The organism is Lysobacter sp. cf310 (assembly GCF_900114355.1).
In the GTDB taxonomy this organism is placed as follows: domain Bacteria; phylum Pseudomonadota; class Gammaproteobacteria; order Xanthomonadales; family Xanthomonadaceae; genus Lysobacter.
Genome location: NZ_FOSS01000001.1, coordinates 844,681 through 865,712, shown reverse-complemented (window position 1 = coordinate 865,712; position 21,032 = coordinate 844,681). Strand labels below are relative to the sequence as shown.

Genomic DNA, 21,032 nt, shown 5'->3' with positions numbered 1-21,032 from the left:
GCGGGTCTAGATCTCGTCGGCGCGGAAGGCGTCGCGCAGCCAATGCAGGCGCGGCGCGTCGGGGTCGCCGTCGGCTTCGATCACGTCGAAGCGGCAGGGCGCGTTGCGGTAGGCACGGTGCGCGGCGAGGAAGGCTTGCGCGGCCTGGACCAGGCGCCGGCGTTTGCCGCGGTCGATCGAGGCCGCGCCGCCGCCGAAGGCCGCACTGCGGCGGTAACGCACTTCCACGAACACCACGCAGTCCTCGCTTGCGCGGGTGTCCAGCATCACCAGGTCGAGTTCGCCGAAACGGAAGTTGGCGTTGGCGGCGATGTCGCGCAGGCCCTGCGCGAGCAAGTGCGTGCGCGCGGCGGCCTCGACCGCCGCACCGCGGCTGCGTCGGTCGGTCGGCGCGGACATGCGGGCCGGTTTACTGGCGCGCCACGTCGCTCAGCGACACCGCGACGCCGCTGCTGAAGGTCGACCAGGCCGGCGTGCGCATCACGTTGCCGAAGCCGTCGATGCGCAGGGTGCCGGTGGCGCCGGTGACCTGGCCGTCGCTGGCGGTCGCCATGCGTTCCAGGTAGGCCGACAGCAGCCAGGCGTCGTAGCCGAACGCGAACAGGCGCGCGGCCGGCCCGCGCGCGGTCGGCAGGGTCTGGCCGGCGGAGGCCGCCGCCGGGAGTCCGCGCACACCGCGCGTGGTCCAGGCTTCGGACGGGAACACGATGCCGTCCAGCACGCGGTCCTGCTCCGGCTTGCCGGTACCCGACAGCACATAGGACGTCGCCACGCGCGGCTTGCCGCCCAGACCGGCCAGGGCCAGCTTGGGCATCAGGGTGCGCGCCGAGGCGCCTTTGACGGCGAGGAAGATCGCATCGACGCCGCCGTCCTTGTTGGCGAACGGCGCGAAATCCGCGGTGCCTTCGCCGACCACGTCGCTGACCGCGGCGCCGCGCTCGTTCAGGCGCGCGCGCAGCGCGGCCACCGCGCGGTTCTGGCCGTCGTCGCCGCCGCCCACCACCAACACGCGGCGCGCGCCGCGGCCGAGCAGGTAGTCGGCCGCCGCGATGCCTTCGTCTTCCGGCGACAGCGAGAAGCTGGCGTTGCCGGACGGCGGCGCGACCGTGCCGCGGTTGAGCGCGAGCACTGGCACCGGCAGCTCGCCCTTGCCGAACAGCGCGCTGACCTCGTCGCGGCCGAGCGGGCCGACCACGAAATCGTTGCCCTCGGCGGCGGCCTTGTCGTAGGCGGCGAGGGTGCCGCCGGCGGTGCCGAGGGTGTCGTAGAAGACCACGTCCGGGCGGCGGCGGTTCTCGCCGTAGTAGCCGGCCAGGAAGCCGTCGCGCACGGGCGAGGCGGCGGTGGCCAGGCCGCCGGACAGCGGCAGCAGCACCGCGATCTTGTTCGGCGGACGGTAGCCGTCGCTGTCGGCCGGCGGGCGGCTGGGATCGAGGCGCAGATTGCGATCGAACGGGCGCGGCAGCGGCAGACCGCGGCGCAGCAGGGCGCGGCCGGCGTAGTTGTAGAGCGGGTCGCCGGCCGGCAGGGCGGCGGCTTCGCGGGCCAGGCTGTCGTTGTCGAGCTGGTTGAGCAGGCGCTCGATCTGGCTGTCGTTCTCGCTGCGCGCCGCGCCGCTGAGGGCGGCGCCGTTGCGCGCCAGCTCGCCGGCCTGGACGACCAGCGGATGGCCGGCGGTGCGTGCCGGCGCCGGGCCGGTATGGGTGGTCACCGTGCCGCAGCCCGCCAGCGCGAGGCCCAACGCCAGGGCGGCGAAGGCGTACCGCGCACCGCGCCAGCCGACCCGGCCGGCAGCGGTAGGCGTAAGGGTGGATCCTGCGATCTCGAGCTGAAGGCGCATCGGCTTGCTTCCCGCCGCGACGCGGCGTTCCTTGGGGGACCGGTTAGGATTCTACCCGGCCCCGACACGGAAGCACGATGCACAGCCCCGGTACCCTACACATCGTTGCGACCCCGATCGGCAACCTCGGCGACCTTTCGCCGCGCGCGCTGGAGACCCTGCGCAACGTCGCCGCGATCTGCGCCGAGGACACCCGCCACACCCGTCAGCTGCTGTCCCACTTCGGCCTGGAGCGGCCGCTGCTGGCCCTGCACCAGCACAACGAGGACGCCCAGGCCGCGCAATTGGTCGCGCGCCTGCAGGCCGGCGACTCGCTGGCGCTGGTGTCCGACGCCGGCACGCCCCTGGTCAGCGACCCCGGTTTCCGCCTGGTACGCGCCGCGCGCGCGGCCGGCATCCGGGTCTCGCCGGTGCCCGGCGCCTGCGCCGCGATCGCCGCGCTCAGCGTGGCCGGGCTGGCCTCTGACCGGTTCGCGTTCGAAGGCTTCCTGCCGGCCAAGGCCTCCGCGCGCCGCGAGCGCCTGAGCCGGCTGGCGGCCGAGCCGCGCACCCTGCTGTTCTACGAATCCGCGCACCGCATCGAAGAAGCCTTGGCCGACATGGCGGCCGCGTTCGGCGACGAGCGCCCGGCGGTGCTCGCGCGCGAACTGACCAAGCTGTTCGAGACCGTGCTCGACGGCAGCCTGGCGCAATTGCGCGAACGCGTCGCGGCCGACCCCAATCAGCGCAAGGGCGAGTTCGTGGTGATGATCGAAGGCGCGGGCGAAGACGCCGATGCGCAAGTCGTCGAAGGGCGGCGGCTGTATGCGAAGCTGGTCGAGTATCTGAAGCCGTCGCAGGCGGCCAAGGTCGCCGCCGAGCTCAGCGGGGCGCCGCGCAAGGCGCTGTACGGCGGCGATTGAACCAAGGGCGTCCAAGGCGGCGCGAAGGGCGGGGCGATGGGGGCGAGGCGGAGGTTGCGCTGGCGTGCGGGCCTGGGCATGGCCGTGCTCGTGGCCGGCGTGGTGGTGGCCGCGCCGCAGGAGCGGCCCGACCGTGCGCAGGCGGCGGCCGAAACGGCGGCGGCGCTGGCCCACCGAGCCGAGCGCGAGCAAGCCAGGCAGCATGCGGCCCGCATCGCCGCGGACGCCTGCGAGCGCGGTGCGCGCTACGTGCAAGCGAGCGTGGCGATGTTGCACGAGAAGCCCGATCCGGCCAGCCAGGCGCGCGCGCAGCTTCCGATCGGAACCCAGCTCGAGGGCGGTTGCGACGAGGACGGCTGGACGCGGGTATGGGCGCAACACCACTCCGGCGTGATCGGTTGGGTGCGCAGCGATCTGCTCGGCGCGGCCGCACCGACCGTGGAGGCATTACGTAAGGACTACCTCGCGCTGCCGGCCGCCGATCGCGCTGGCCGCCGTCTGCTCGGCGCGCGCGCGCTGGCGCTGGCGCCATTCGACGAGCGCGCACACCGTCTGCATATCGACGCGTTGCGCGAGGCCGGCGATACCGAAGCGTTGGCGCAGGCCGAACTGGCCTTGGCGACCTTGCGCAAACCCCAGGTAAGCCGCGAGGCGGGCGAGCCGCGCCTGATTTTCGCCTATGACGGCCAATTGCTCAGTCCGCTGGCGGAGCTCAGCGAAGGCGGCTTGCAGGATGGGCCGTACACGGCCGGCGACGACAGCTTGCCGGTCGGCGACCCGCGTCGCGTGCCGGCGTATTTCCGGCCCGGCCGCGTCTATCACTATTACCGCCGCGGCATCGATGCCGGCCTGCTGCGCGTGCTCGGCAAGACCGAGCCCAGTTGCGAGTCGGACGTGGCCTTGGCGCAGCGCGTGGGCGCCGCCGCCGACACGCCGCTGGGCGCCGGCATCGTGGCCAATTTCCCGCTGCGGCCGCTGACGGCGAAGGCCGAGGCCGAACCCGATGCCAAGGAACGGGCCCTGCTGGAGCGACTGTTGCGCAAGGAACTGCGCGGACAGGGCCTGCCGCCGGCGAAGGTCGAGGCGGCGATGGTCGCGGCGCGCGCCGAGGCCGCGAGCGGCCTGCAGTTCGCCGCGGCGCGATCGCAAGGGCAAGGGCCGCGCGTGCTGATCGCCACGTTGTACGCCTATCTCGCTGGTGCCGACGACCGCGGCGACGATCCGCAAGCCGAGGTCTACGCGATGCTGATCGTGGAGTCGGACGGCAAGGGCGGGCACCGCGTCGCCCATCGCGATGCGGCGGTCGGCGAGGGCGGGGAAAGTTCGCGCTCGCACAGTTACCTGGACCACCTGGACCTGGACGGCGACGGTCGCAGCGAGCTGATCTTCATCGGCCGCGGTTACGAGAGCTGGCGTTATCAGGTGTGGCGGCGCGGCGAGCGCGATTGGAGCGTGGTCGCCAGCGGCGGTGGCGGCGGTTGCTGAATCGCGTTTGCGACAGGGCGGGGCAGGCAGAAGTGCCGAAGCGTGGACCGTTGAGCGGGCGGCTGTGCGCGAAGGCGGTGGTGTGGCCGCAGCCGCACCGATGACCTGCTTTTGGACTGGCGTTCGCGGGCCGCTAGTCGGTTTGCGTTGCGCGTGAGGGCGCGAGCGCCGCGACCAATCGATCCATGAGCGCTGGGCCGGCCAGCACCTGGAAGTTCCAGCTGTCCTCGGAAACGAAGATCGGCTGGCCGTTGAGCGCCAGCACTCGCTCGCCGCCGTCGATGCCCGACGAACGTTCCAGCTCGGTTTCGGTTTCGCGGATGGCGCGATACGCCGGCCAGAAGGCGTCGCGTAGTTGTTGCTCGGTCCAGTCGGGCAGGCGCTGGGCCAGGTCCTGGGCGCCGATCAGGCCGTGACGGCGCAACATGCCCAGCGGATACAGCGGGTAATGGTCTTCCGGGTCGTCGCTATGCATGGGTTCCAACCGATCCTTACCTGAGCGCGCGCTTTGTGCCTGTTCGCCAATTTAGCCCTGCCGCGTCGGCGTGGCGTCCCACGTGCGACAATACGCGCGGCGGAGTCGGCCAGGCAGTCGCGTCATCGGATCGCAGGATCGGGTGCCGAGGAAAGTCCGGGCTCCACAGGGCACGGTGCCAGGTAACCCCTGGGCGGCGCGAGCCGACGGAAAGTGCAACAGAGAGCAAACCGCCGAACGGCGTCGCAAGACGCGCGTGGTAAGGGTGAAACGGTGCGGTAAGAGCGCACCGCGAGTCCGGTAACGGACCGGCACGGCAAACCCCACCGGGAGCAAGGCCAAATAGGGAGACTATGCCGCGGCCCGCGGTGTCTCCGGGTAGGCTGCTTGAGCGTAACGGTGACGTTGCGCCTAGAGGAATGACTGCTCACGACAGAACCCGGCTTACGGCCGGCTCCGCCGCTTTTTTAGACGCCGAGGGCGTCTAAAAAAGCCCCAAAGTTTTCGTAGAAAACTTTGGGCCCCAGGCTATCGCTTCCAATCCCCGCGGCTGTCGCCGCGCCCCCTTACTAAGGGGGGCATTTCGTGCTGCGCACGAAATCCCAAACTTGCTGCGCAAGTTCGAGCCCCGCTATGTGCTTCCAATCCCCGCGGCTGTCGCCGCGCCCCCTTACTAAGGGGGCTCTTCACATCGTGGCGATGTCGGGGGGCATCTGTGCTTTGTATGGCTTGCGCTTTTGCTCCCTCTCCCGTTTACGGGAGAGGGCTGGGGTGAGGGCACGCGGGGCATCGGATTCGCGCCGAAATTCTCGTTTCGCGCGCTCTTTGTTTCGCGCATGCGCAGCAAAAAAATCGGCGTGCGGACTACTTCGCCAAACCGATCTGCTTCATGAAAGCCTGGTTGTCCCAGAACAGCCACTCTTCGACCATCACGCCGTTTTCCCAGCGGCCGACGGTGGCCATGTCGAGTTTGAAGGCCTTGCCGGTGGGGGCGAGGGTTTTGCCGCCGGCGATCGGCATCGGCTGAGTGAAGCTGCCTTCCATCACGCCGATGACCGCGGTCAGGTTGCCTTGCGCGACCTTGACCGGATGCACCTTGATGCGGGTGTCGGGCGCGAACACGAACTGCGGTTTGAGTTCGGCCAAGTGCGCGTCCAGGCCGGTGGTGGTGTGGCCGTCGGGGTAGTGGACCAGGATGTTGGCCGCATGGCTGCGGTGGAACTCCTCCCACTTGCGGCCGCTGTACACGTTGAAGTCCAGATCGTCGAAGTTTTCCAGGTGCTTTTGTTCCTGGGCTTGCTCGGCGCGCAACTGCGCGAGCGCGGCGCGGTCGGCGTCGTTCGCGGGCGTAGGCGTGGCGGCGGTGGGGGCCTGGCGGGGCGCGCAGGCGGCGGCGCCCAGGCACAGAAGCAGTGCGGTCAACGCGGGTCGCAGGGCGGTCATGGGCGGTTCCTGGGGTGGGCGGAACGCCAGCGTGGGCCCGGTTTGGTTAAGCCGGCGTTCGGTTACCTGGCTCACCGTTTGATGAGACGAAATGCTGCGACGCAGCACGACGGCGCAAATTCGGCTCCGGACTGCGACGACGGTCAAACTAATCGCCAGAATCTCAAAATATGAGACGAAACAAAGGTTAGTGGATAAGTCTTGAATAAAGTTCTGAAGATTGCCGCAAGCCATTGATGCGCCTAGCGAAATTCCGTCTCAAAAGTTGTTGACAACCTTGTGCGCAGTGCTAAGGTGGGCATCCGAGGGAAAACCGGGTTTTTTGTGGTTTTTTCGGAGGTCTTGGCCGCCGGTTGGCGGCCAGTACGCAGGTGATCCGTCGCGAGGCGGACCTAACCAGGCGACCCGTCCGGTAGAGAGGGGCGCCGCACAAGGTGGGCAATGTTCCAGGGCGAAACCGCCATCACGATCGACGACAAGGGCCGGCTAGCGGTGCCCACCGCTTACCGGGACCTCGTCGCGCGCGATTGCGGCAACCGTCTGGTCATCACCTACAACCCGTTCGAGGCCGGCAGCCTCTATCTCTATCCGCTGGCGATCTGGGAGCGCGTGCGCGACCAGGTCAACGCCCTGCCCAAGGCCAAGAAGGTCAACCGCAACATCCAGCTCAAGCTGGTCGGCGCGGCCTCCTTCGTCGAGCTCGACGGCAACGGCCGCATCACCGTGCCGGCCAGCCATCGCGCCGCCGTGGGCATAGAGAAGAAGGCCGTGCTGCTGGGCATGGGCGACAAATTCGAGTTGTGGAGCGAGCAGGCGCATCACGCCCAGATCCGTCAGACCATTACCGACGACGATCTGAGCGACGAGCTGCTCGACCTGCAGCTGTGACGGGCGGTGGCATGGAGCGCCCGGGTGCGCGGTCCGGCCACCTCCCCGTGATGTATCGGCAGGTCCTGGACGGCCTGCGCATCGACGGGAGTGGGACGTACCTGGATGGCACGTTCGGCCGTGGCGGTCACGCGCGCGGCGTACTCGATCAACTCGGCGCCGGAGGCCGGCTGCTGCTGATGGACAAGGATCCCGAAGCGATCGCGGTCGCCGAACGCGAGTTCGGCGCCGATCCGCGCGTGGCGATCTTCCGCGGCAGCTTCGCCGAGCTCGCCCATTGGGACGCGGCCGAGGCCGGCCTGGACGGCGTGCTGCTGGACCTGGGCGTGTCCTCGCCGCAGTTGGACGTGGCCGAGCGCGGTTTCAGCTTCGGCAAGGACGGCCCGCTGGACATGCGCATGGACCCCGACAGCGGCCAGAGCGCGGCGCAGTGGCTGGCCGAGGCCTCCGACCGCGAGATTGCCGACGTGCTGTGGACCTACGGCGAAGAGCGCCAGAGCCGCCGCATCGCGCGCGCCATCGTCGCCCGCCGCGGCGAGCAGCCGCTGACCCGCACCGCCCAGCTGGCCGACCTGATCGCCTCGGTGGTGCCGCGCGGCGGCGACAAGATCCATCCGGCCACGCGCAGCTTCCAGGCCATCCGCATCCACATCAACCGCGAGCTGGCCGATCTGGAGGCCGGGCTCGACGGCGCGCTGGCGCGGCTCAAGCCCGGCGGCCGGTTAGCGGTGATCAGCTTCCATTCGCTGGAAGACCGCATCGTCAAGCAGTTCATCCTGCGCCACAGCAAGGCTCCGCCGGCCAACCGGCGCATGCCGATCGAGCTGGCGTTCACGCCGACCTTGTTGGCGGTAGGCGGCGCCCAGAAGGCGCTGGACGACGAGACCGCCGACAACCCGCGCGCGCGCAGCGCGGTGCTGCGCGTGGCCGAGAAGCTGGGAGAGGCGGCATGACCCTGCGCCTACTCCTGACCGTGCTGGTGGTGGCCAACCTGGCCTCGGCCCTGGCCGTGGTCTACGCGCGCCATCAGCACCGCCAGTACTTCGTGCAGATCAACAAGCTCGACCGCGAGCGCGACGAGCTCAACATCGAATTCGGCCGCCTGCAGCTGGAGCAGGCGACCTGGGCCGAGAGCAACCGCATCGATCAGGTCGCGCGCGACCGCCTGGGCATGAAGTTTCCAGAAGGCGTCGAAACCGTGGTGATCAAGCCATGAGCGGCCGGCGCGACGACCACCGCAGCGGCCCGCTGGACCGTCTGCTCGGCGAGCGCGGCAAGCGCCAGGGCCCGTATTCGCGCGGTCCCTCCGATCGCGGCGCCGGCAAGCCGCGCGGGCGCGCGCGTTTCGATCTGCGCAACCGCCTGCTGATCGTCGGCGGCGCCCTGGGCCTGTGCGCGATGGCGCTGGTCGGGCGCGCGTTCTATCTGCAGGTGATCGGCAACGACTTCTACCGCCAGCAGGGCGATGCGCGCGCGCTGCGCGAGATTCCGATCCCGACCTCGCGCGGCATGATCACCGACCGCAACGGCGAGCCGTTGGCGGTGTCCACGCCGGTCGAGTCGATCTGGGGCAATCCCAAGGAACTGCTGAAGAATCCGGCGCGTCTGCCCGAGCTGGCGGCGGCGCTGGGCGTGCCCACCGATTACCTGACCCGCAAGCTCAGCCAGCGCTCGGGCAAGGAATTCCTGTACCTCAAGCGCCGGATCAATCCGGACGAAGCCCACCGCATCCTCGCGCGCAAGATTCCCGGCGTGTTCTCGCAGCGCGAGTTCCGTCGCTTCTACCCGCAGGGCGAAGCGATGGCGCATGTGCTGGGCTTCACCAATATCGACGACCGCGGCCAGGAAGGGCTGGAGCTGGCCTTCGACGATTGGTTGCGCGGCAAGCCGGGCGCCAAGCGCGTGATCCGCGACGGCGCCGGCCGCATCATCGAGAACGTCGATCTGGTCAAGTCGGCCGAGCCTGGTCACGACCTGACCCTGACCATCGACCGCCGCATCCAGTACCTGACCTATCGCGAACTGCGCCGCGCCCTGCTCGAAACCGGGGCCAGCAGCGGTTCGGCGGTGGTGCTGGACGTCGACACCGGCGAGGTGCTGGCGATGGCCAACCTGCCGACCTACAACCCGAATCTGCTGGGGTCCGGCAATCCGGACACCCACCGCAACCGCGCCGTCACCGACGTGGTCGAGCCCGGCTCGACCATGAAGCCGATCACCATCGCCGCGGCCCTGCAGGCGGGCCGGGTCACGCCCAACACCATCGTCGATACCCGGCCGGGCTCGATGCCCAATGGCCGTTACCGCATCAACGACACGCACAACTACGGCGTGCTGACGGTCACCGGCGTGATCACCAAGAGTTCCAACGTCGGCGCCGCCAAACTCGCGCTGCCGCTGCCGAACGACTACTACTATCAGTTCGTGAAGGGCTTCGGTTACGGCAGCAAGCCCGAAAGCGGCTTCCCCGGCGAGTCCTCGGGCGTGCTGATGCCGCCGGACCGCTGGAGCGGCACCACCAAGGCGACCATGTCCTACGGCTACGGCCTGTCGGCGACGCCCCTGCAGATCGCGATGGCCTACGCGGCGATGGCCAACGGCGGCAAGCTGATCGCGCCGACCTTCGTGCGCGGCCAGCGCAACGAACCGCACCAGGCGATGGATCCGAAGGTCTCGGCCGAGATCATGCGCATGATGCAGACCGTGACCGAACCCGGCGGCACCGCCAAGGCCGCGGCGATCCTGGGCTACCACGTCGCCGGCAAGACCGGCACCGCGCGCAAGTTCAGCGGCACCGGCGGTTATTCCAACAAGTACATCTCGCTGTTCGCCGGCGTGGTGCCGGTCAAGCGCCCGCGTTTCGCCATGACCGTGGTCATCAGCGAGCCGGATCCGTCGATGCGCGGCTATTACGGCGGCTCGGTGTCCGGCCCGGTGTTCCGCAATGTCATGGACGGCGCCCTGCGCCTGATGGACGTGGCGCCCGACGACATCGACACCTGGCTGGCGGCGCAGTCGGCGGCCGAAGCCAAGCGGCTCAAGGCCAACGGCGGCAAGCCCAGCGGCCCGGTGCTGCCGATCGACGCCGACAGCGTGAGCGAGAACATCGAAGAACTGCCCGCCGATCTGCCGCCGGTGGCGGCGGGCGCGGTGGCGCCGATCGGAGCCGGGCGATGAACGCCGCGCGCCGCGCCATGCCCTTGACCGAACTGCTGCCCGACGTGGCGGCGGTGCCGGCCGGCCTGAGCATCTCCGGGCTCACCCTGGACAGCCGCGCGGTGCGCGCAGGCGATGCCTTCGTCGCGATCGCCGGTTTCGGCGCGCACGGGCTGAAATTCGTCGCCCAGGCGCGTGCCGCCGGTGCCAGCGCGATCCTGTTCGAACCGCCCGCGCCGCAAGACCTGCCGGCGCCCGACGACGCCATCGCCGTGCCGGGCTTGCGCGCGCGCTTGGGCGAGATGGGCGACCGATTCCACGGCCGCGCCAGCGCCGCGATGACCATGGTCGGGGTGACCGGCACCAACGGCAAAACCTCGACCGTGCAGTTGCTGGCGCAGGCCTGGCACCTGCGCGGCCTGCGTTGCGGCACCATCGGCACGCTCGGCGCCGGGCTCTACGGCGAGATCGTGCCGACCGGATTCACCACTCCGCTGGTGCTGCAGCTGCACGAGCTGCTGGCCGACATGCACGACGCCGGCGCCCAGGCGGTGGCGATGGAGGTCAGCTCGCACGCGCTCGATCAAGGGCGCGTCGACGGCGTGCATTTCGATGTCGGCGTGTTCACCAACCTGACCCGCGACCACCTCGATTATCACGGCGACATGGCCAGCTACGGCGCGGCCAAGGCGCGGCTGTTCGCGTGGCCGGGCTTGCGCGCGGGCGCGATCAATCTCGACGACGCGTTCGGGCGCGAGCTGCACGCCGGCTTGTCGGCCGACGTGCGCGCGATCGGCCTGAGCTCGCGCGGCGCCGAGGGCGCGCAGCTGCGCGCCGAGCGCCTGAGCCTGGACAATCGCGGCATCGGCTTCGACCTGGTGGTCGACGGCCAGGCGCACGCGGTGGCCTCGCCGCTGCTGGGCCGTTTCAACGTCGACAACCTGCTGGCGGTCGCCGGCGCGCTGTACGCGCTGGGCGATGCGCCCGCGCAGATCGCCGCGACGCTGTCGCAACTGCAGCCGATCCATGGCCGCATGAACCGCCTCGGCGGCGACGGCCGCCCGCTGGTGGTGATCGATTACGCGCACACGCCCGACGCACTGGATCAGGCCCTGAGCTCGCTGCGCGGCCACGCGCGCGCGCGCCTGATCTGCGTGTTCGGCTGCGGCGGCGAACGCGACCGCGGCAAGCGCCCGCAGATGGCCGCGATCGCCGAGGCGCGCGCGGACACGGTCGTGGTTACCGACGACAACCCGCGCGGCGAGAGCGGCGACGCCATCGTCGCCGACATCGTCGCCGGCTTCGCCCATCCCGAACGCGCGATCGTGCTGCGCGACCGCGCCGCCGCGATCGCCCGCGCGATAGCCGCTGCCGGCGCCGACGACATCGTGCTGGTGGCCGGCAAGGGCCACGAGCCTTATCAGGAAATCGACGGCGTGAAGCACCCCTTCGACGACACCGACGTCGCGCGCGCGGCGCTGGAGGTGCGGGCATGAAGCCGCTGCGCCTGTCCGAGATCGCGCGCATGACCGCCGGCCGCCTGCATGGCGAGGACGCCGTGGTCGCGTCCGTGGTCACCGACACCCGTGCCCTGGCCGAGGCGCGCGAGGCGCTGTTCGTCGCGCTCAAGGGCGAGCGTTTCGACGGCCACGACCATGTCGCCGCCGCGGCCGCCGCCGGCGTGGCCGGCGCGCTGGTCTCGCGCCCGCTCGAGGTCGCGCTGCCGCAGGTGGTGGTCGCCGACACCGAGCGCGCGCTCGCCGCATTCGCCACCGCCGTGCAGCGCGAGCGCAGCGCCACGATCACCCTGGCGATCACCGGCAGCAGCGGCAAGACCAGCGTCAAGAACCTGACCATCGCGATCCTGGAGCGCGCCGGCCGCGCCTACGCCACGCCCGGCAACCGCAACAACGAGATCGGCATGCCGTTGGCGGTGCTGGCGGCACCCGAGGACGCGCAGTACGCGGTCTACGAGATGGGCACCGGTGCGCCGGGCGACATCGCCTACCTGACCGCGATCGCGCCCGCGCGCGTGGCCCTGGTCAACAACGTCGCGCCCGCGCATTTGGAGCGCATGGGCAGCCTGCTCGCGATCGCCGACACCAAGGCCGCCGTCTACGACTCGCTGCCGCCGGACGGCGTGGCGGTGATCAACGCCGACGACGCCTTCGCGCCGTATTTCGCCGAGCGCGCGCACGGCCGCCGCCTGATCCGCTTCGGCCTGGACGCGAGCGCCGACGTGAGCGCGCGCGACATTCGCCTGGGCGAGGAAGGCTCGCAGTTCGTGCTGACCTCGCCGCAGGGCGAGGCCGCGATCGCGCTGGCCATCCCGGGCCGCCACAACGTGCGCAATGCGCTCGCCGCGGCCTCGCTGGCGCTGGGCGCCGGGGTCGCGCTGGACATCACCGCGGCCGGGCTCAACGCCGCGCGTCCGGTGTCCGGGCGTCTGGTCACCCATCGCCTGCGCAACGGCGCGGTGCTGATCGACGACAGCTACAACGCCAATCCGGGCTCGGTCGCCGCGGCCATCGACACGCTCGCCGACGCCACCGCGCATGGCCGCGCGGGCGAGGGCTGGCTGGTGCTGGGCGACATGCGCGAACTCGGCCCGGACGGCGCGGCGATGCACGCCGAGGCCGGCCGTCGCGCCAAGGGCGCCGGGCTTAAGCGTCTGTTCGCGCTGGGCACGCTCAGCGCCGAAGCGGCGCGCGCGTTCGGCGACGGCGCCACCCATTACGACAGTCACGAGGCGCTGGCACAGGCGCTCGCGGCGGAGCTGCGCGAGGGTGTGCGCGCGCTGGTGAAAGGTTCGCGCGGTAGCGCGATGGATCGAATCGTGACAGCGCTGCTGGCCAGCGACGCGTCGCCGAACGGGGAGGAACCGACGCATGCTGCTTGAACTGACGCGCTGGCTGGAACAACTGCAGAGCCTGTTCGGCCTGTTCGGCTATCTGACCTTCCGCGGCATCCTCAGCGCCCTGACCGCGCTGGGCCTGTCGTTGTGGTGGGGGCCGGCGGTGATCCGCAAGCTCGCCCAGTACAAGGGCGGCCAGCCGATCCGCCAGGACGGCCCGCAGACGCATTTCTCCAAGGCCGGCACGCCGACCATGGGCGGCGCCCTGATCATCATGACCGTGCTGGCCTCGGTGCTGCTGTGGGGCGACCTGCGCAACCGCTATGTCTGGCTGGTGCTGGCGGTGATGCTGGCGTTCGGCGCGATCGGCTGGTACGACGACTGGATCAAGATCGTGCACCGCGACCCGAACGGTCTGAAGTCGCGTTGGAAGTACCTGCTGCAGTCCATCTTCGGCCTGGCCGCGGGCATCTTCCTGTACTACACCGCCGATGCGCCGGCCGCGACCACCTTCTATATCCCGATGCTGAAGTCGATCGCGCTGCCGCTGGTGGGCGTGACCTTCATCGCGATCGCCTATTTCTGGATCGTCGGCTTCTCCAACGCGGTCAACCTGACCGACGGCCTCGACGGTCTGGCGATCATGCCGACGGTGCTGGTGGCCTGCGCGCTGGGCGTGTTCGCCTACGCCTCGGGCAATGCGGTGTTCTCCAACTATCTGCAGATTCCGCAGGTGCCGGGGGCGGGCGAGCTGGTGATCATCTGCGCGGCCATCGCCGGCGCGGGATTGGGCTTCCTGTGGTTCAACACTTATCCGGCGATGGTGTTCATGGGCGACATCGGCGCGCTGGCGCTGGGCGCGGTGCTGGGCACGGTCGCGGTGATCGTGCGCCAGGAACTGGTGCTGGTGGTCATGGGCGGCGTGTTCGTGATCGAAACCCTGTCGGTGATGATCCAGGTCGCCTCGTTCAAGCTGACCGGCAAGCGCGTGTTCCGGATGGCGCCCATCCACCACCACTTCGAGCTCAAGGGCTGGCCCGAGCCGCGCGTGATCGTGCGCTTCTGGATCATCTCGGTGGTGCTGGTCCTCGTCGGCCTGGCGACCTTGAAGGTGCGCTGATGAACGACACCGCCGCACGCCAGGCAACACGACTGGACGCCATCCACGGACGTTACGATCCGTGGCTGCTGGCGGTGTCGTGCGCGCTGGCCTGCGTCGGTCTGGTCATGGTCGGCTCGGCCTCGATCGGCATCGCCGACGGGCTCGACGTCGGCCCGTTCTACTTCCTGGTCAAGCACGCGATCTTCCTGGCCGTGGGCCTGGTGGCGGCGGTGTGGCTGATGCGCACCGAGCTCAAGACCCTGGAGCAGTACAACCAGGTGCTGCTGCTGGTGTGCCTGGTGCTGCTGCTGGCGGTGTTCGTACCCGGCATCGGCAAAAGCGTCAACGGCGCGCGTCGCTGGTTGAACCTGGGCGTGTCGAATTTCCAGGCGGTGGAGGCGGTCAAGCTGCTCTACATCCTGTGGCTGGCGAGTTACCTCAAGCGCTTCAGCGAAGACATCTCGGCGACCTGGATGGCGATGCTGAAGCCGATCGGCGTGGCGGTGGTGCTGGTGGCCCTGCTGCTGCTGCAGCCCGACTTCGGCTCCTCCTCGCTGATTCTGGCGATCACCGCCGGCATGCTGGTGCTGGGCGGCGTGAACATGCCGCGCATGTTCGGCCCCGTCCTGATCGGTCTGCCGGTGCTGGCGATCGTCGCGATCGCCGAACCCTACCGCGTGAGCCGACTGACCTCGTTCCTGGATCCGTGGTCGGACCCGTTCAAGACCGGCTACCAGCTGACCAACGCGCTGATGGCGGTCGGGCGCGGCGAGTGGCTGGGCGTGGGCCTGGGCGCGTCGGTGCAGAAGCTGTCCTATCTGCCCGAGGCGCATACCGACTTCATCCTGGCGGTGATCGCCGAGGAATTCGGTTTCGTCGGCGTGTGCGCCGTGGTCGGCATGTATGCCCTGCTGACCGGGCGCGCGCTGTGGATCGGTCTGAAGTGCGTGGAGATGCGCCGCCATTTCTCCGGCTACGTCGCCTTCGGCATCGCCTTGTGGGTCGGCCTGCAGAGTTTCGTCTCGATCGGCGTGAACCTGGGCCTGTTGCCGACCAAGGGCCTGACCCTGCCGATGATTTCCTCGGGCGGTTCCAGCGTGATCATGACCTGCGCCGCCCTGGGCGTGCTGCTGCGCGTGTCCTACGAACTCGACCGCGCCCAGCGCCAGGTCGCGCGCCTGCGCACCGAGGCGGTGCAGCCCTCCGCCGGCGTGCCGGCGACCGCGAATCCGCTGCCGGCCGGCGTCGCCGCCGAGCCGGTGCGCGGCACCAGCCGCCTGCGCCAGCGCATCGAACCCAGCCTGGGGAGGACGGCATGAGCGCCAACCGCGCCGCCACCGACTCCGACCTGCGTCCGGTGATGATCCTCGCTGGCGGCACCGGCGGGCACATCTTCCCGGGCCTGGCGGTCGCGCGCGCGCTGATCGCGCGCGGCGCGCCGGTGTTGTGGCTGGGCGCCGATGGCGGCATGGAAACGCGTCTGGTGCCGCAGCACGGCATCGCGATCGACACCATCGCCGTGCGCGGCATCCGCGGCAAGGGCGCGGCCGCGCTGCTGGCGGCGCCGTTCAAGGTGCTGGGCGCGGTGCGCGCCGCGGCGCAGGTGCTGCGCCAGCGCCAGCCGCGCGCGGTGATCAGCTTCGGCGGCTACGCGGCCGGGCCGGGCGGCATCGCCGCGCGCCTGACCGGCATTCCGCTGATCGTGCACGAGCAGAACCGCGCCCCGGGCCTGACCAATCGCGTGCTCGCCAGGTTCGCGCGGCAGGTGCTGACCGGCTTTCCGGACACCTTCGCCAACGGCAAGGAAGAGGTCGTCGGCAACCCGGTGCGCGCCGAGATCGCCGCGCTGGCGCCGCCGGCCGAACGCTATGCCGGCCGCAGCGGTCCGCTGCGCCTACTGGTGCTGGGCGGCAGCCAGGGCGCGCGCGCGCTCAACGCGGCGGTGCCCAAGGCGATCGCCGGCCTGCGCGGGCGCCTGAGCTATGAAGTGCGCCATCAGTGCGGCGAGAAGCTGCGCGAGGACGCGGTGCGCGCCTATGCCGAGGCCGGCGTGGCCGCATCGGTGGAGCCCTTCATCGCCGACATGGCCGCGGCCTATGCCTGGGCCGACCTGGTGATCTGCCGTTCCGGCGCGCTGACCCTGGCCGAGCTGTGCGCGGCCGGCGTGGGCAGCGTGCTGGTGCCGTTCCCGCAGGCGGTCGACGACCACCAGACCAAGAACGCGCAGTTCCTGGTCGACCGCGGCGCGGCCCAGCTGCTGCCGCAAAGCAGCGACCTGGCCGAGCGCATCTCGGCCACGATCGAAATTCTCGGCGAGCGCGAGGGCCTGTTGCAGATGGCGCTGGCCGCGCGCGCGCTGGCCAAACCCGACGCGGCCGAACGGGTCGCGGACATCGTCCTGGAGCAATCGAACATGAGGAAGCCGGCATGAGTACGGCCCTGCGCCGCCGGCTGCAGCACACGGGCGATCTCGCCAAGGCCTTCCCGCGCGTGCATTTCGTCGGCATCGGCGGCACCGGCATGAGCGGCATCGCCGAGGTCATGTGCACGCTGGGCTATCAGGTGTCCGGCTCGGACATGGCCGACAACGCGGTGACCCGCCGCCTGGCGTCGCTGGGCATCGCCGTGCATCGCGGCCACGCCGCCGCCAACGTGCTGGGCAGCGACTGCGTGGTCGTGTCCAGCGCGATCAGGCGCGACAACCCGGAGCTGATGGAAGCGCGCGCGCAGCGCATTCCGATCGTGCCGCGCGCGGAGATGCTGGCCGAACTGATGCGCTTCCGCCGCGGCATCGCGGTCGCCGGCACCCACGGCAAGACCACCACCACCTCGCTGGCCGCCAGCGTGCTTGGCGAGGGCGGCATCGATCCGACCTTCGTGATCGGCGGCCAGTTGCTCGCCGCCGGCGCCAACGCGCGCCTGGGCGGCGGCCAGTGGCTGGTGGCCGAGGCCGACGAGAGCGACGGCAGCTTCCTGCGCCTGAATCCGCAGATCGCGATCGTCACCAATATCGACGCCGATCACCTGGAAAACTACGGCGGCGACTTCGCCAAGGTTCTGGCCGCGTTCGAGGAATTCCTGCACCGCCTGCCGTTCTACGGCCTGGCGGTGTTGTGCATCGACGACCCCAAGGTCGCCGCGCTGGCCGCGGAAACCCCGCGCCACGTCATGACCTACGGCTTCGACGAGGCCGCCGACGTACGCGCCGAGGACGTCGAGCAGCACGGCCCGAACATGCGCTTCACCCTGTGCCTGCCGGACGCGACCCGCACCCCGGTGACCCTCGCCTTGCCCGGCCGCCACAACGTGCAGAACGCGCTGGCCGCGGCCGCGGTGGGCTGGCAGCTGGGCGTGCAACCCGACGCGATCGCGCGCGCGCTGCAGAACTTCGCCGGTATCGGCCGTCGCTTCAACCTGCTCGCGCAATTGCGCACCGCCAAGGGCGCGAACGTGCAGCTGGTCGACGACTACGGCCACCACCCCAAGGAACTCGAGGCCGTGTTCGCCGCCGCGCGCGGCGGCTGGCCGGACAAGCGTCTGGTGGTGGCGTTCCAGCCGCATCGCTACAGCCGCACCCGCGACCTCTTCGACGAATTCGCAGCGGTGCTGTCCAGCGTCGACGCGCTGGTGCTGACCGAGATCTATCCGGCCGGCGAAGCGCCGATCGCCGGCGCCGACGCCAAGTCGCTGGCGCGCGCGATCCGCGCGCGCGGCCGCATCGATCCGGTGGTGGTCGGCGGCGCGGCCGAACTGGCCGCGGTGCTGCCCGACGTCCTCAACGACGGCGACCTGCTGCTGATGATGGGGGCCGGCGACATCGGCCACGCCGCGCAGCAGATCGCCAGCCAAGGTTTCCAGGGAGAATCCAAGTGAGTTCGCAGTTCGCACCGCTCCGCGTCACCGATCCTGTCGTGTTCGGACGGGTCGCCGTGCTCATGGGCGGCACCAGCGCCGAGCGCGAGGTGTCGCTGGATTCCGGCCGCGGGGTGCTCGAGGCGCTGCGCTCGCGCGGCGTCGACGCGTTCGCGATCGACGGCATTCCCGCGTTGATCGAGGCGATCCAGGCCGGCCGCGTCGATCGCGTGTTCAATATCCTGCACGGCAACAAGGGCGGCGGCGAAGACGGCGTGCTGCAAGGCGTGCTGGAAGCGCTGGGCGTGCCCTACACCGGCTCGGACGTGCTCGGCTCGGCGCTGGCGATGGACAAGATCCGCACCAAGCAGGTGTGGATGGCCGAAGGCCTGCCGACCCCGCGCTACAAGCGCATCGCCAAGGGCGAGGACGTGCACGCGGCGGCGCGCGAGATCGGCCTGCCGGTGATCATCAAACCGTCCAGCGAAGGTTCCAGCGTGGGCGTGTCGCGCGTGCTGGCCGACGCCGACATCGACGAGGCCGTGGCCCTGGCCGCGCGCTACCCGGGCGAGATGCTGATGGAGCAGATGGTGATCGGCGACGAGCTCACCGTCGCGGTGCTGATCGATGGCGACGGCTACACCGCGCTGCCGTCGATCCGGATCGTGCCCAAGGGCCCCTGGTACGACTACCACGCCAAGTACATCGCCGACGACACCCAATACCTGTGCCCGGGCCTGGAAGGCGAGGTCGAGGACGAGATCCGCCGCATCGCGATGCGCGCCTTCGTCGCCGCCGGCTGCAAGGGCTGGGGCCGGGTCGATGTGATGCGCGATCGCGTCAGCGGCCAGCTGTATCTGATCGAGGTCAACACCGCGCCGGGCATGACCAGCCATTCGCTGGTGCCCAAGGCGGCGCGTCAGGTCGGGATCGAGTACGACGAGCTGTGCTGGCGCGTGCTCGAGGCGACCGTGCAAGGAGGTGCCACGGCGTGAACGCCATGCTGCGCCTCATCGGTTGGCTGCTCGCGCTGGCGCTGGTCGCGCTGCCGGTGGTCGCCGTGCTCAACGGCTGGATCGGCGCGGGCCAATGGCCCTTGCGCAAGCTGCGCGTGACCGGGCAGTTCGATCGCGTCGACGAGGCGCTGTTGCGGCGCACGCTGCTGCCTTACGCGCAGCGCGGCTTCTTCGCGGTCGATCTGGCCTCGGCGCAGGCCGCGGTGGCCAAGCTGCCGTGGGTCGAGCACGCCGAGGTGCGCAAGCGCTGGCCGGACGTGCTGGAGGTGAGCGTGGCCGAGCACCGGCCGTTCGCGCGCTGGGGCACCGACCGCCTGCTGTCCGAGCAGGGCCGGCTGTTCCCGGCCCAGGGCATCGAGGTGCCCAAGGGCCTGCCGCAGTTCGCCGGCCCGGAAGCGCGGGTGGCCGAGGTGGTGGCTTTGTACAACGAGTCGCGCGCGATGTTCGCGCCGATCGGGATGGAGGTGCAGCGGGTCGAGATCGACCAGCGCGGCAGTTGCACCCTCGGCCTGGTCAACGGCGCCGCCCCAGGCGGTACCGAAGTCGTGGTCGGACGCGAGCAGGCGCGCGCGCGGCTGTCGCGCTTCGTGCGGCTGATGCCGCGCTTGCTGGCGCAACGGGTGCAGATCCTGGCCCGCGCCGACCTTCGCTACACCAATGGTTTCGCGCTGTCGTGGGCGCCGGTCACGGCGCCTTCGGCCGCAACGCAACAGCAGCAGGAAAAGTCATGAATCGCAAAGGCGACAAATCGCTGATCGTCGGCCTCGACATCGGCACCTCGAAAGTGGTCGCGCTGGTGGGCGAGTACTCGCCCGGCAACCCGATCGAGGTCATCGGCATCGGATCGCACGAATCGCGCGGGCTCAAGCGCGGCGTGGTGGTCGATATCGAGTCGACGGTGCAGTCGATCCAGCGCGCGATCGAGGAAGCCGAACTGATGGCCGGCTGCGAGATCCGCTCGGTCTACGCCTCCATTTCCGGCAACCACGTGCAGTGCCGCAATTCGCAGGGCATCGCGCCGATCCGCGATGGCGAGGTCACCTACGGCGATCTCGACCGCGTGCTGGAGGCGGCCAAGGCGGTCGCGATCCCGGCCGACCAGAAGATCCTGCACGCGATCCCGCGCGACTACGTGCTCGACGATTCGCAGGAAGGCATCCGCAACCCGGTCGGCATGAGCGGCGTGCGCCTGGAAGTGCACGCCCATCTGGTGGTGTGCGCGCAGTCGGCCGCGGCCAACATCAGCAAGTGCGTGCAGCGCTGCGGCCTGCAGGTCGACGACCTGGTGCTGAGCGTGCTGGCCTCCAGCACCGCGGTGCTGACCATCGACGAGCGCGAACTGGGCGTGGTCCTGGTCGACATCGGCGCCGGCACCACCGACATCGCGGTGTTCGTGCAGGGCGCGATCGCGCACAGCGCCAGCCTGGCGATCGCCGGCGACAAGGTCACCGAGGACATCGCCCACATGCTGCGCACGCCCACGCCCGAGGCCGAGCAGATCAAGGTCCGCTACGCCTGCGCGCTGGCGCAGATGGCCACCGCCGAGGAATCGATCCAGGTGCCCAGCGTCGGCGACCGGCCGCCGCGGCGCATGCCGCGCCACTCGCTGGCGCAGGCGGTGCAGGCGCGCTACGAGGAGATCTTCGAAATGATCCAGGCCGAGCTGCGCCGTTCGGGTTTCGAACAGCACGTGCGCGCGGGCATGGTCCTGACCGGCGGCGCCGCGAAGATGGAAGGCGTGGTCGAGCTGGCCGAGGAAATGCTGCAGATGCCGGTGCGCGTGGGCATTCCGCAGCACGTGACCGGCTTGGGCGAAGTGGTCGGCAACCCGGTCCACGCCACCGGCGTCGGCCTGTTGCTGATGGGCAGCCAGATCGAACACCCGCGGCGCAGCTCGGTGATTCCGACCGGCCGCGCCGGCAGCTTCTTCAACAAGATCAAGAACTGGTATCGCGGCGAATTCTGACCGGGCGAACGGTCGTGAGCGACGTGGGTTTCAAGGAATCGAGCCGGATGCGA

Annotated in this window: 18 protein-coding genes, 1 other RNA gene and 1 pseudogene; 16 read left to right on the top strand and 4 right to left on the bottom strand. The window is 70.1% G+C overall.

Going from position 1 to position 21,032, the window contains the following annotated elements; genetic code table 11:
* Window positions 1-6 precede the first annotated feature (6 nt).
* Together BMZ45_RS03755 and BMZ45_RS03750 are read right to left on the bottom strand one after the other, a co-directional pair.
* On the bottom strand, window positions 7-399 hold the full coding sequence (locus BMZ45_RS03755) for a YraN family protein (RefSeq protein WP_091632569.1): 393 nt from the start codon (window positions 397-399) through the stop codon (window positions 7-9).
* Between the two features lie 10 nt (window positions 400-409).
* Window positions 410-1,678, bottom strand: a pseudogene (locus tag BMZ45_RS03750) (penicillin-binding protein activator); the annotation flags it as partial.
* A 239-nt stretch (window positions 1,679-1,917) separates the two neighbouring features.
* On the opposite strand from BMZ45_RS03750, the gene rsmI reads away from it, so the two are divergent.
* Window positions 1,918-2,742: a 16S rRNA (cytidine(1402)-2'-O)-methyltransferase gene (gene rsmI, locus BMZ45_RS03745; protein WP_091632563.1), complete on the top strand. Its 825-nt coding sequence runs from the start codon at window positions 1,918-1,920 to the stop codon at window positions 2,740-2,742.
* Window positions 2,743-2,820: 78 nt separating this feature from the next.
* Window positions 2,821-4,227: an SH3 domain-containing protein gene (locus tag BMZ45_RS03740; RefSeq protein ID WP_139215374.1), complete on the top strand. Its 1,407-nt coding sequence runs from the start codon at window positions 2,821-2,823 to the stop codon at window positions 4,225-4,227.
* 133 nt (window positions 4,228-4,360) lie between these two features.
* On the opposite strand, the gene BMZ45_RS03735 is transcribed toward BMZ45_RS03740, so the two are convergent.
* Complete coding sequence (locus tag BMZ45_RS03735) at window positions 4,361-4,702, bottom strand: hypothetical protein (protein WP_091632557.1); 342 nt, start codon at window positions 4,700-4,702, stop codon at window positions 4,361-4,363.
* 101 nt (window positions 4,703-4,803) lie between these two features.
* Between BMZ45_RS03735 and rnpB the strand changes: the two genes are divergently transcribed.
* Window positions 4,804-5,164: RNase P RNA component class A (gene rnpB, locus BMZ45_RS03730), an RNA gene on the top strand.
* A gap of 402 nt (window positions 5,165-5,566) precedes the next feature.
* On the opposite strand, the gene BMZ45_RS03725 is transcribed toward rnpB, so the two are convergent.
* Window positions 5,567-6,145 carry an ester cyclase gene (locus BMZ45_RS03725; RefSeq protein ID WP_091632554.1) on the bottom strand — a complete coding sequence of 193 codons (579 nt, stop codon included), beginning with the start codon at window positions 6,143-6,145 and terminating at the stop codon, window positions 5,567-5,569.
* A gap of 441 nt (window positions 6,146-6,586) precedes the next feature.
* Here BMZ45_RS03725 and mraZ point away from each other — a divergent pair, with 441 nt between their 5' ends.
* From mraZ to ftsA, 13 genes are read left to right on the top strand one after another with little or no spacing between them, the layout of a single operon-like run.
* Window positions 6,587-7,033: a division/cell wall cluster transcriptional repressor MraZ gene (gene mraZ, locus BMZ45_RS03720; protein WP_057160503.1), complete on the top strand. Its 447-nt coding sequence runs from the start codon at window positions 6,587-6,589 to the stop codon at window positions 7,031-7,033.
* Between the two features lie 11 nt (window positions 7,034-7,044).
* A complete protein-coding gene (gene rsmH / locus BMZ45_RS03715) occupies window positions 7,045-7,986 on the top strand; it encodes a 16S rRNA (cytosine(1402)-N(4))-methyltransferase RsmH (protein WP_091632553.1) in 942 nt (313 codons plus the stop codon).
* Window positions 7,983-8,249, top strand: a complete 267-nt coding sequence (gene ftsL, locus BMZ45_RS03710; protein ID WP_091632551.1) for a cell division protein FtsL — start codon at window positions 7,983-7,985, stop codon at window positions 8,247-8,249. Before rsmH ends, ftsL begins: the two co-directional genes overlap by 4 nt.
* A complete protein-coding gene (locus BMZ45_RS03705) occupies window positions 8,246-10,210 on the top strand; it encodes a peptidoglycan D,D-transpeptidase FtsI family protein (protein ID WP_091632549.1) in 1,965 nt (654 codons plus the stop codon). Before ftsL ends, BMZ45_RS03705 begins: the two co-directional genes overlap by 4 nt.
* Before the next feature lie 17 nt (window positions 10,211-10,227).
* Window positions 10,228-11,685, top strand: a complete 1,458-nt coding sequence (locus tag BMZ45_RS03700) for a UDP-N-acetylmuramoyl-L-alanyl-D-glutamate--2,6-diaminopimelate ligase (protein ID WP_091634050.1) — start codon at window positions 10,228-10,230, stop codon at window positions 11,683-11,685.
* Window positions 11,682-13,088: a UDP-N-acetylmuramoyl-tripeptide--D-alanyl-D-alanine ligase gene (gene murF, locus BMZ45_RS03695; RefSeq protein WP_091632546.1), complete on the top strand. Its 1,407-nt coding sequence runs from the start codon at window positions 11,682-11,684 to the stop codon at window positions 13,086-13,088. The genes BMZ45_RS03700 and murF overlap by 4 nt, the downstream gene beginning before the upstream one ends.
* Entirely contained in the window at window positions 13,078-14,163 is a 1,086-nt protein-coding gene (mraY, locus tag BMZ45_RS03690) for a phospho-N-acetylmuramoyl-pentapeptide-transferase (RefSeq protein WP_091632543.1), read from the top strand. Before murF ends, mraY begins: the two co-directional genes overlap by 11 nt.
* Window positions 14,163-15,464, top strand: a complete 1,302-nt coding sequence (gene ftsW / locus BMZ45_RS03685) for a putative lipid II flippase FtsW (protein WP_091632541.1) — start codon at window positions 14,163-14,165, stop codon at window positions 15,462-15,464. The genes mraY and ftsW overlap by 1 nt, the downstream gene beginning before the upstream one ends.
* Entirely contained in the window at window positions 15,461-16,576 is a 1,116-nt protein-coding gene (gene murG / locus BMZ45_RS03680) for an undecaprenyldiphospho-muramoylpentapeptide beta-N-acetylglucosaminyltransferase (protein WP_254776520.1), read from the top strand. The genes ftsW and murG overlap by 4 nt, the downstream gene beginning before the upstream one ends.
* Window positions 16,577-16,584: 8 nt before the next feature.
* Window positions 16,585-18,018 (top strand): UDP-N-acetylmuramate--L-alanine ligase, encoded by a 1,434-nt coding sequence (gene murC, locus BMZ45_RS03675; protein ID WP_091634044.1) that lies wholly within the window; start codon window positions 16,585-16,587, stop codon window positions 18,016-18,018.
* A complete protein-coding gene (locus BMZ45_RS03670) occupies window positions 18,015-18,992 on the top strand; it encodes a D-alanine--D-alanine ligase (protein ID WP_091632538.1) in 978 nt (325 codons plus the stop codon). Before murC ends, BMZ45_RS03670 begins: the two co-directional genes overlap by 4 nt.
* Window positions 18,989-19,744: a cell division protein FtsQ/DivIB gene (locus tag BMZ45_RS03665; protein WP_091632536.1), complete on the top strand. Its 756-nt coding sequence runs from the start codon at window positions 18,989-18,991 to the stop codon at window positions 19,742-19,744. The genes BMZ45_RS03670 and BMZ45_RS03665 overlap by 4 nt, the downstream gene beginning before the upstream one ends.
* Entirely contained in the window at window positions 19,741-20,979 is a 1,239-nt protein-coding gene (gene ftsA, locus BMZ45_RS03660; RefSeq protein ID WP_091632533.1) for a cell division protein FtsA, read from the top strand. Before BMZ45_RS03665 ends, ftsA begins: the two co-directional genes overlap by 4 nt.
* Window positions 20,980-21,032: the final 53 nt, after the last annotated feature.

Coding starts and splice junctions, on each gene's coding strand:
- BMZ45_RS03755 (WP_091632569.1), bottom strand. CDS start 399: ATGTCCGCGCCGACCGACCGACGCAGCCGCGGTGCGGCGGTCGAGGCC.
- BMZ45_RS03725 (WP_091632554.1), bottom strand. CDS start 6,145: ATGACCGCCCTGCGACCCGCGTTGACCGCACTGCTTCTGTGCCTGGGC.
- BMZ45_RS03700 (WP_091634050.1), top strand. CDS start 10,228: ATGCCCTTGACCGAACTGCTGCCCGACGTGGCGGCGGTGCCGGCCGGC.
- BMZ45_RS03705 (WP_091632549.1), top strand. CDS start 8,246: ATGAGCGGCCGGCGCGACGACCACCGCAGCGGCCCGCTGGACCGTCTG.
- mraZ (WP_057160503.1), top strand. CDS start 6,587: ATGTTCCAGGGCGAAACCGCCATCACGATCGACGACAAGGGCCGGCTA.
- ftsW (WP_091632541.1), top strand. CDS start 14,163: ATGAACGACACCGCCGCACGCCAGGCAACACGACTGGACGCCATCCAC.
- mraY (WP_091632543.1), top strand. CDS start 13,078: ATGCTGCTTGAACTGACGCGCTGGCTGGAACAACTGCAGAGCCTGTTC.
- ftsA (WP_091632533.1), top strand. CDS start 19,741: ATGAATCGCAAAGGCGACAAATCGCTGATCGTCGGCCTCGACATCGGC.
- rsmH (WP_091632553.1), top strand. CDS start 7,045: ATGGAGCGCCCGGGTGCGCGGTCCGGCCACCTCCCCGTGATGTATCGG.
- murF (WP_091632546.1), top strand. CDS start 11,682: ATGAAGCCGCTGCGCCTGTCCGAGATCGCGCGCATGACCGCCGGCCGC.
- ftsL (WP_091632551.1), top strand. CDS start 7,983: ATGACCCTGCGCCTACTCCTGACCGTGCTGGTGGTGGCCAACCTGGCC.
- BMZ45_RS03740 (WP_139215374.1), top strand. CDS start 2,821: ATGGCCGTGCTCGTGGCCGGCGTGGTGGTGGCCGCGCCGCAGGAGCGG.
- murG (WP_254776520.1), top strand. CDS start 15,461: ATGAGCGCCAACCGCGCCGCCACCGACTCCGACCTGCGTCCGGTGATG.
- rsmI (WP_091632563.1), top strand. CDS start 1,918: ATGCACAGCCCCGGTACCCTACACATCGTTGCGACCCCGATCGGCAAC.
- BMZ45_RS03735 (WP_091632557.1), bottom strand. CDS start 4,702: ATGCATAGCGACGACCCGGAAGACCATTACCCGCTGTATCCGCTGGGC.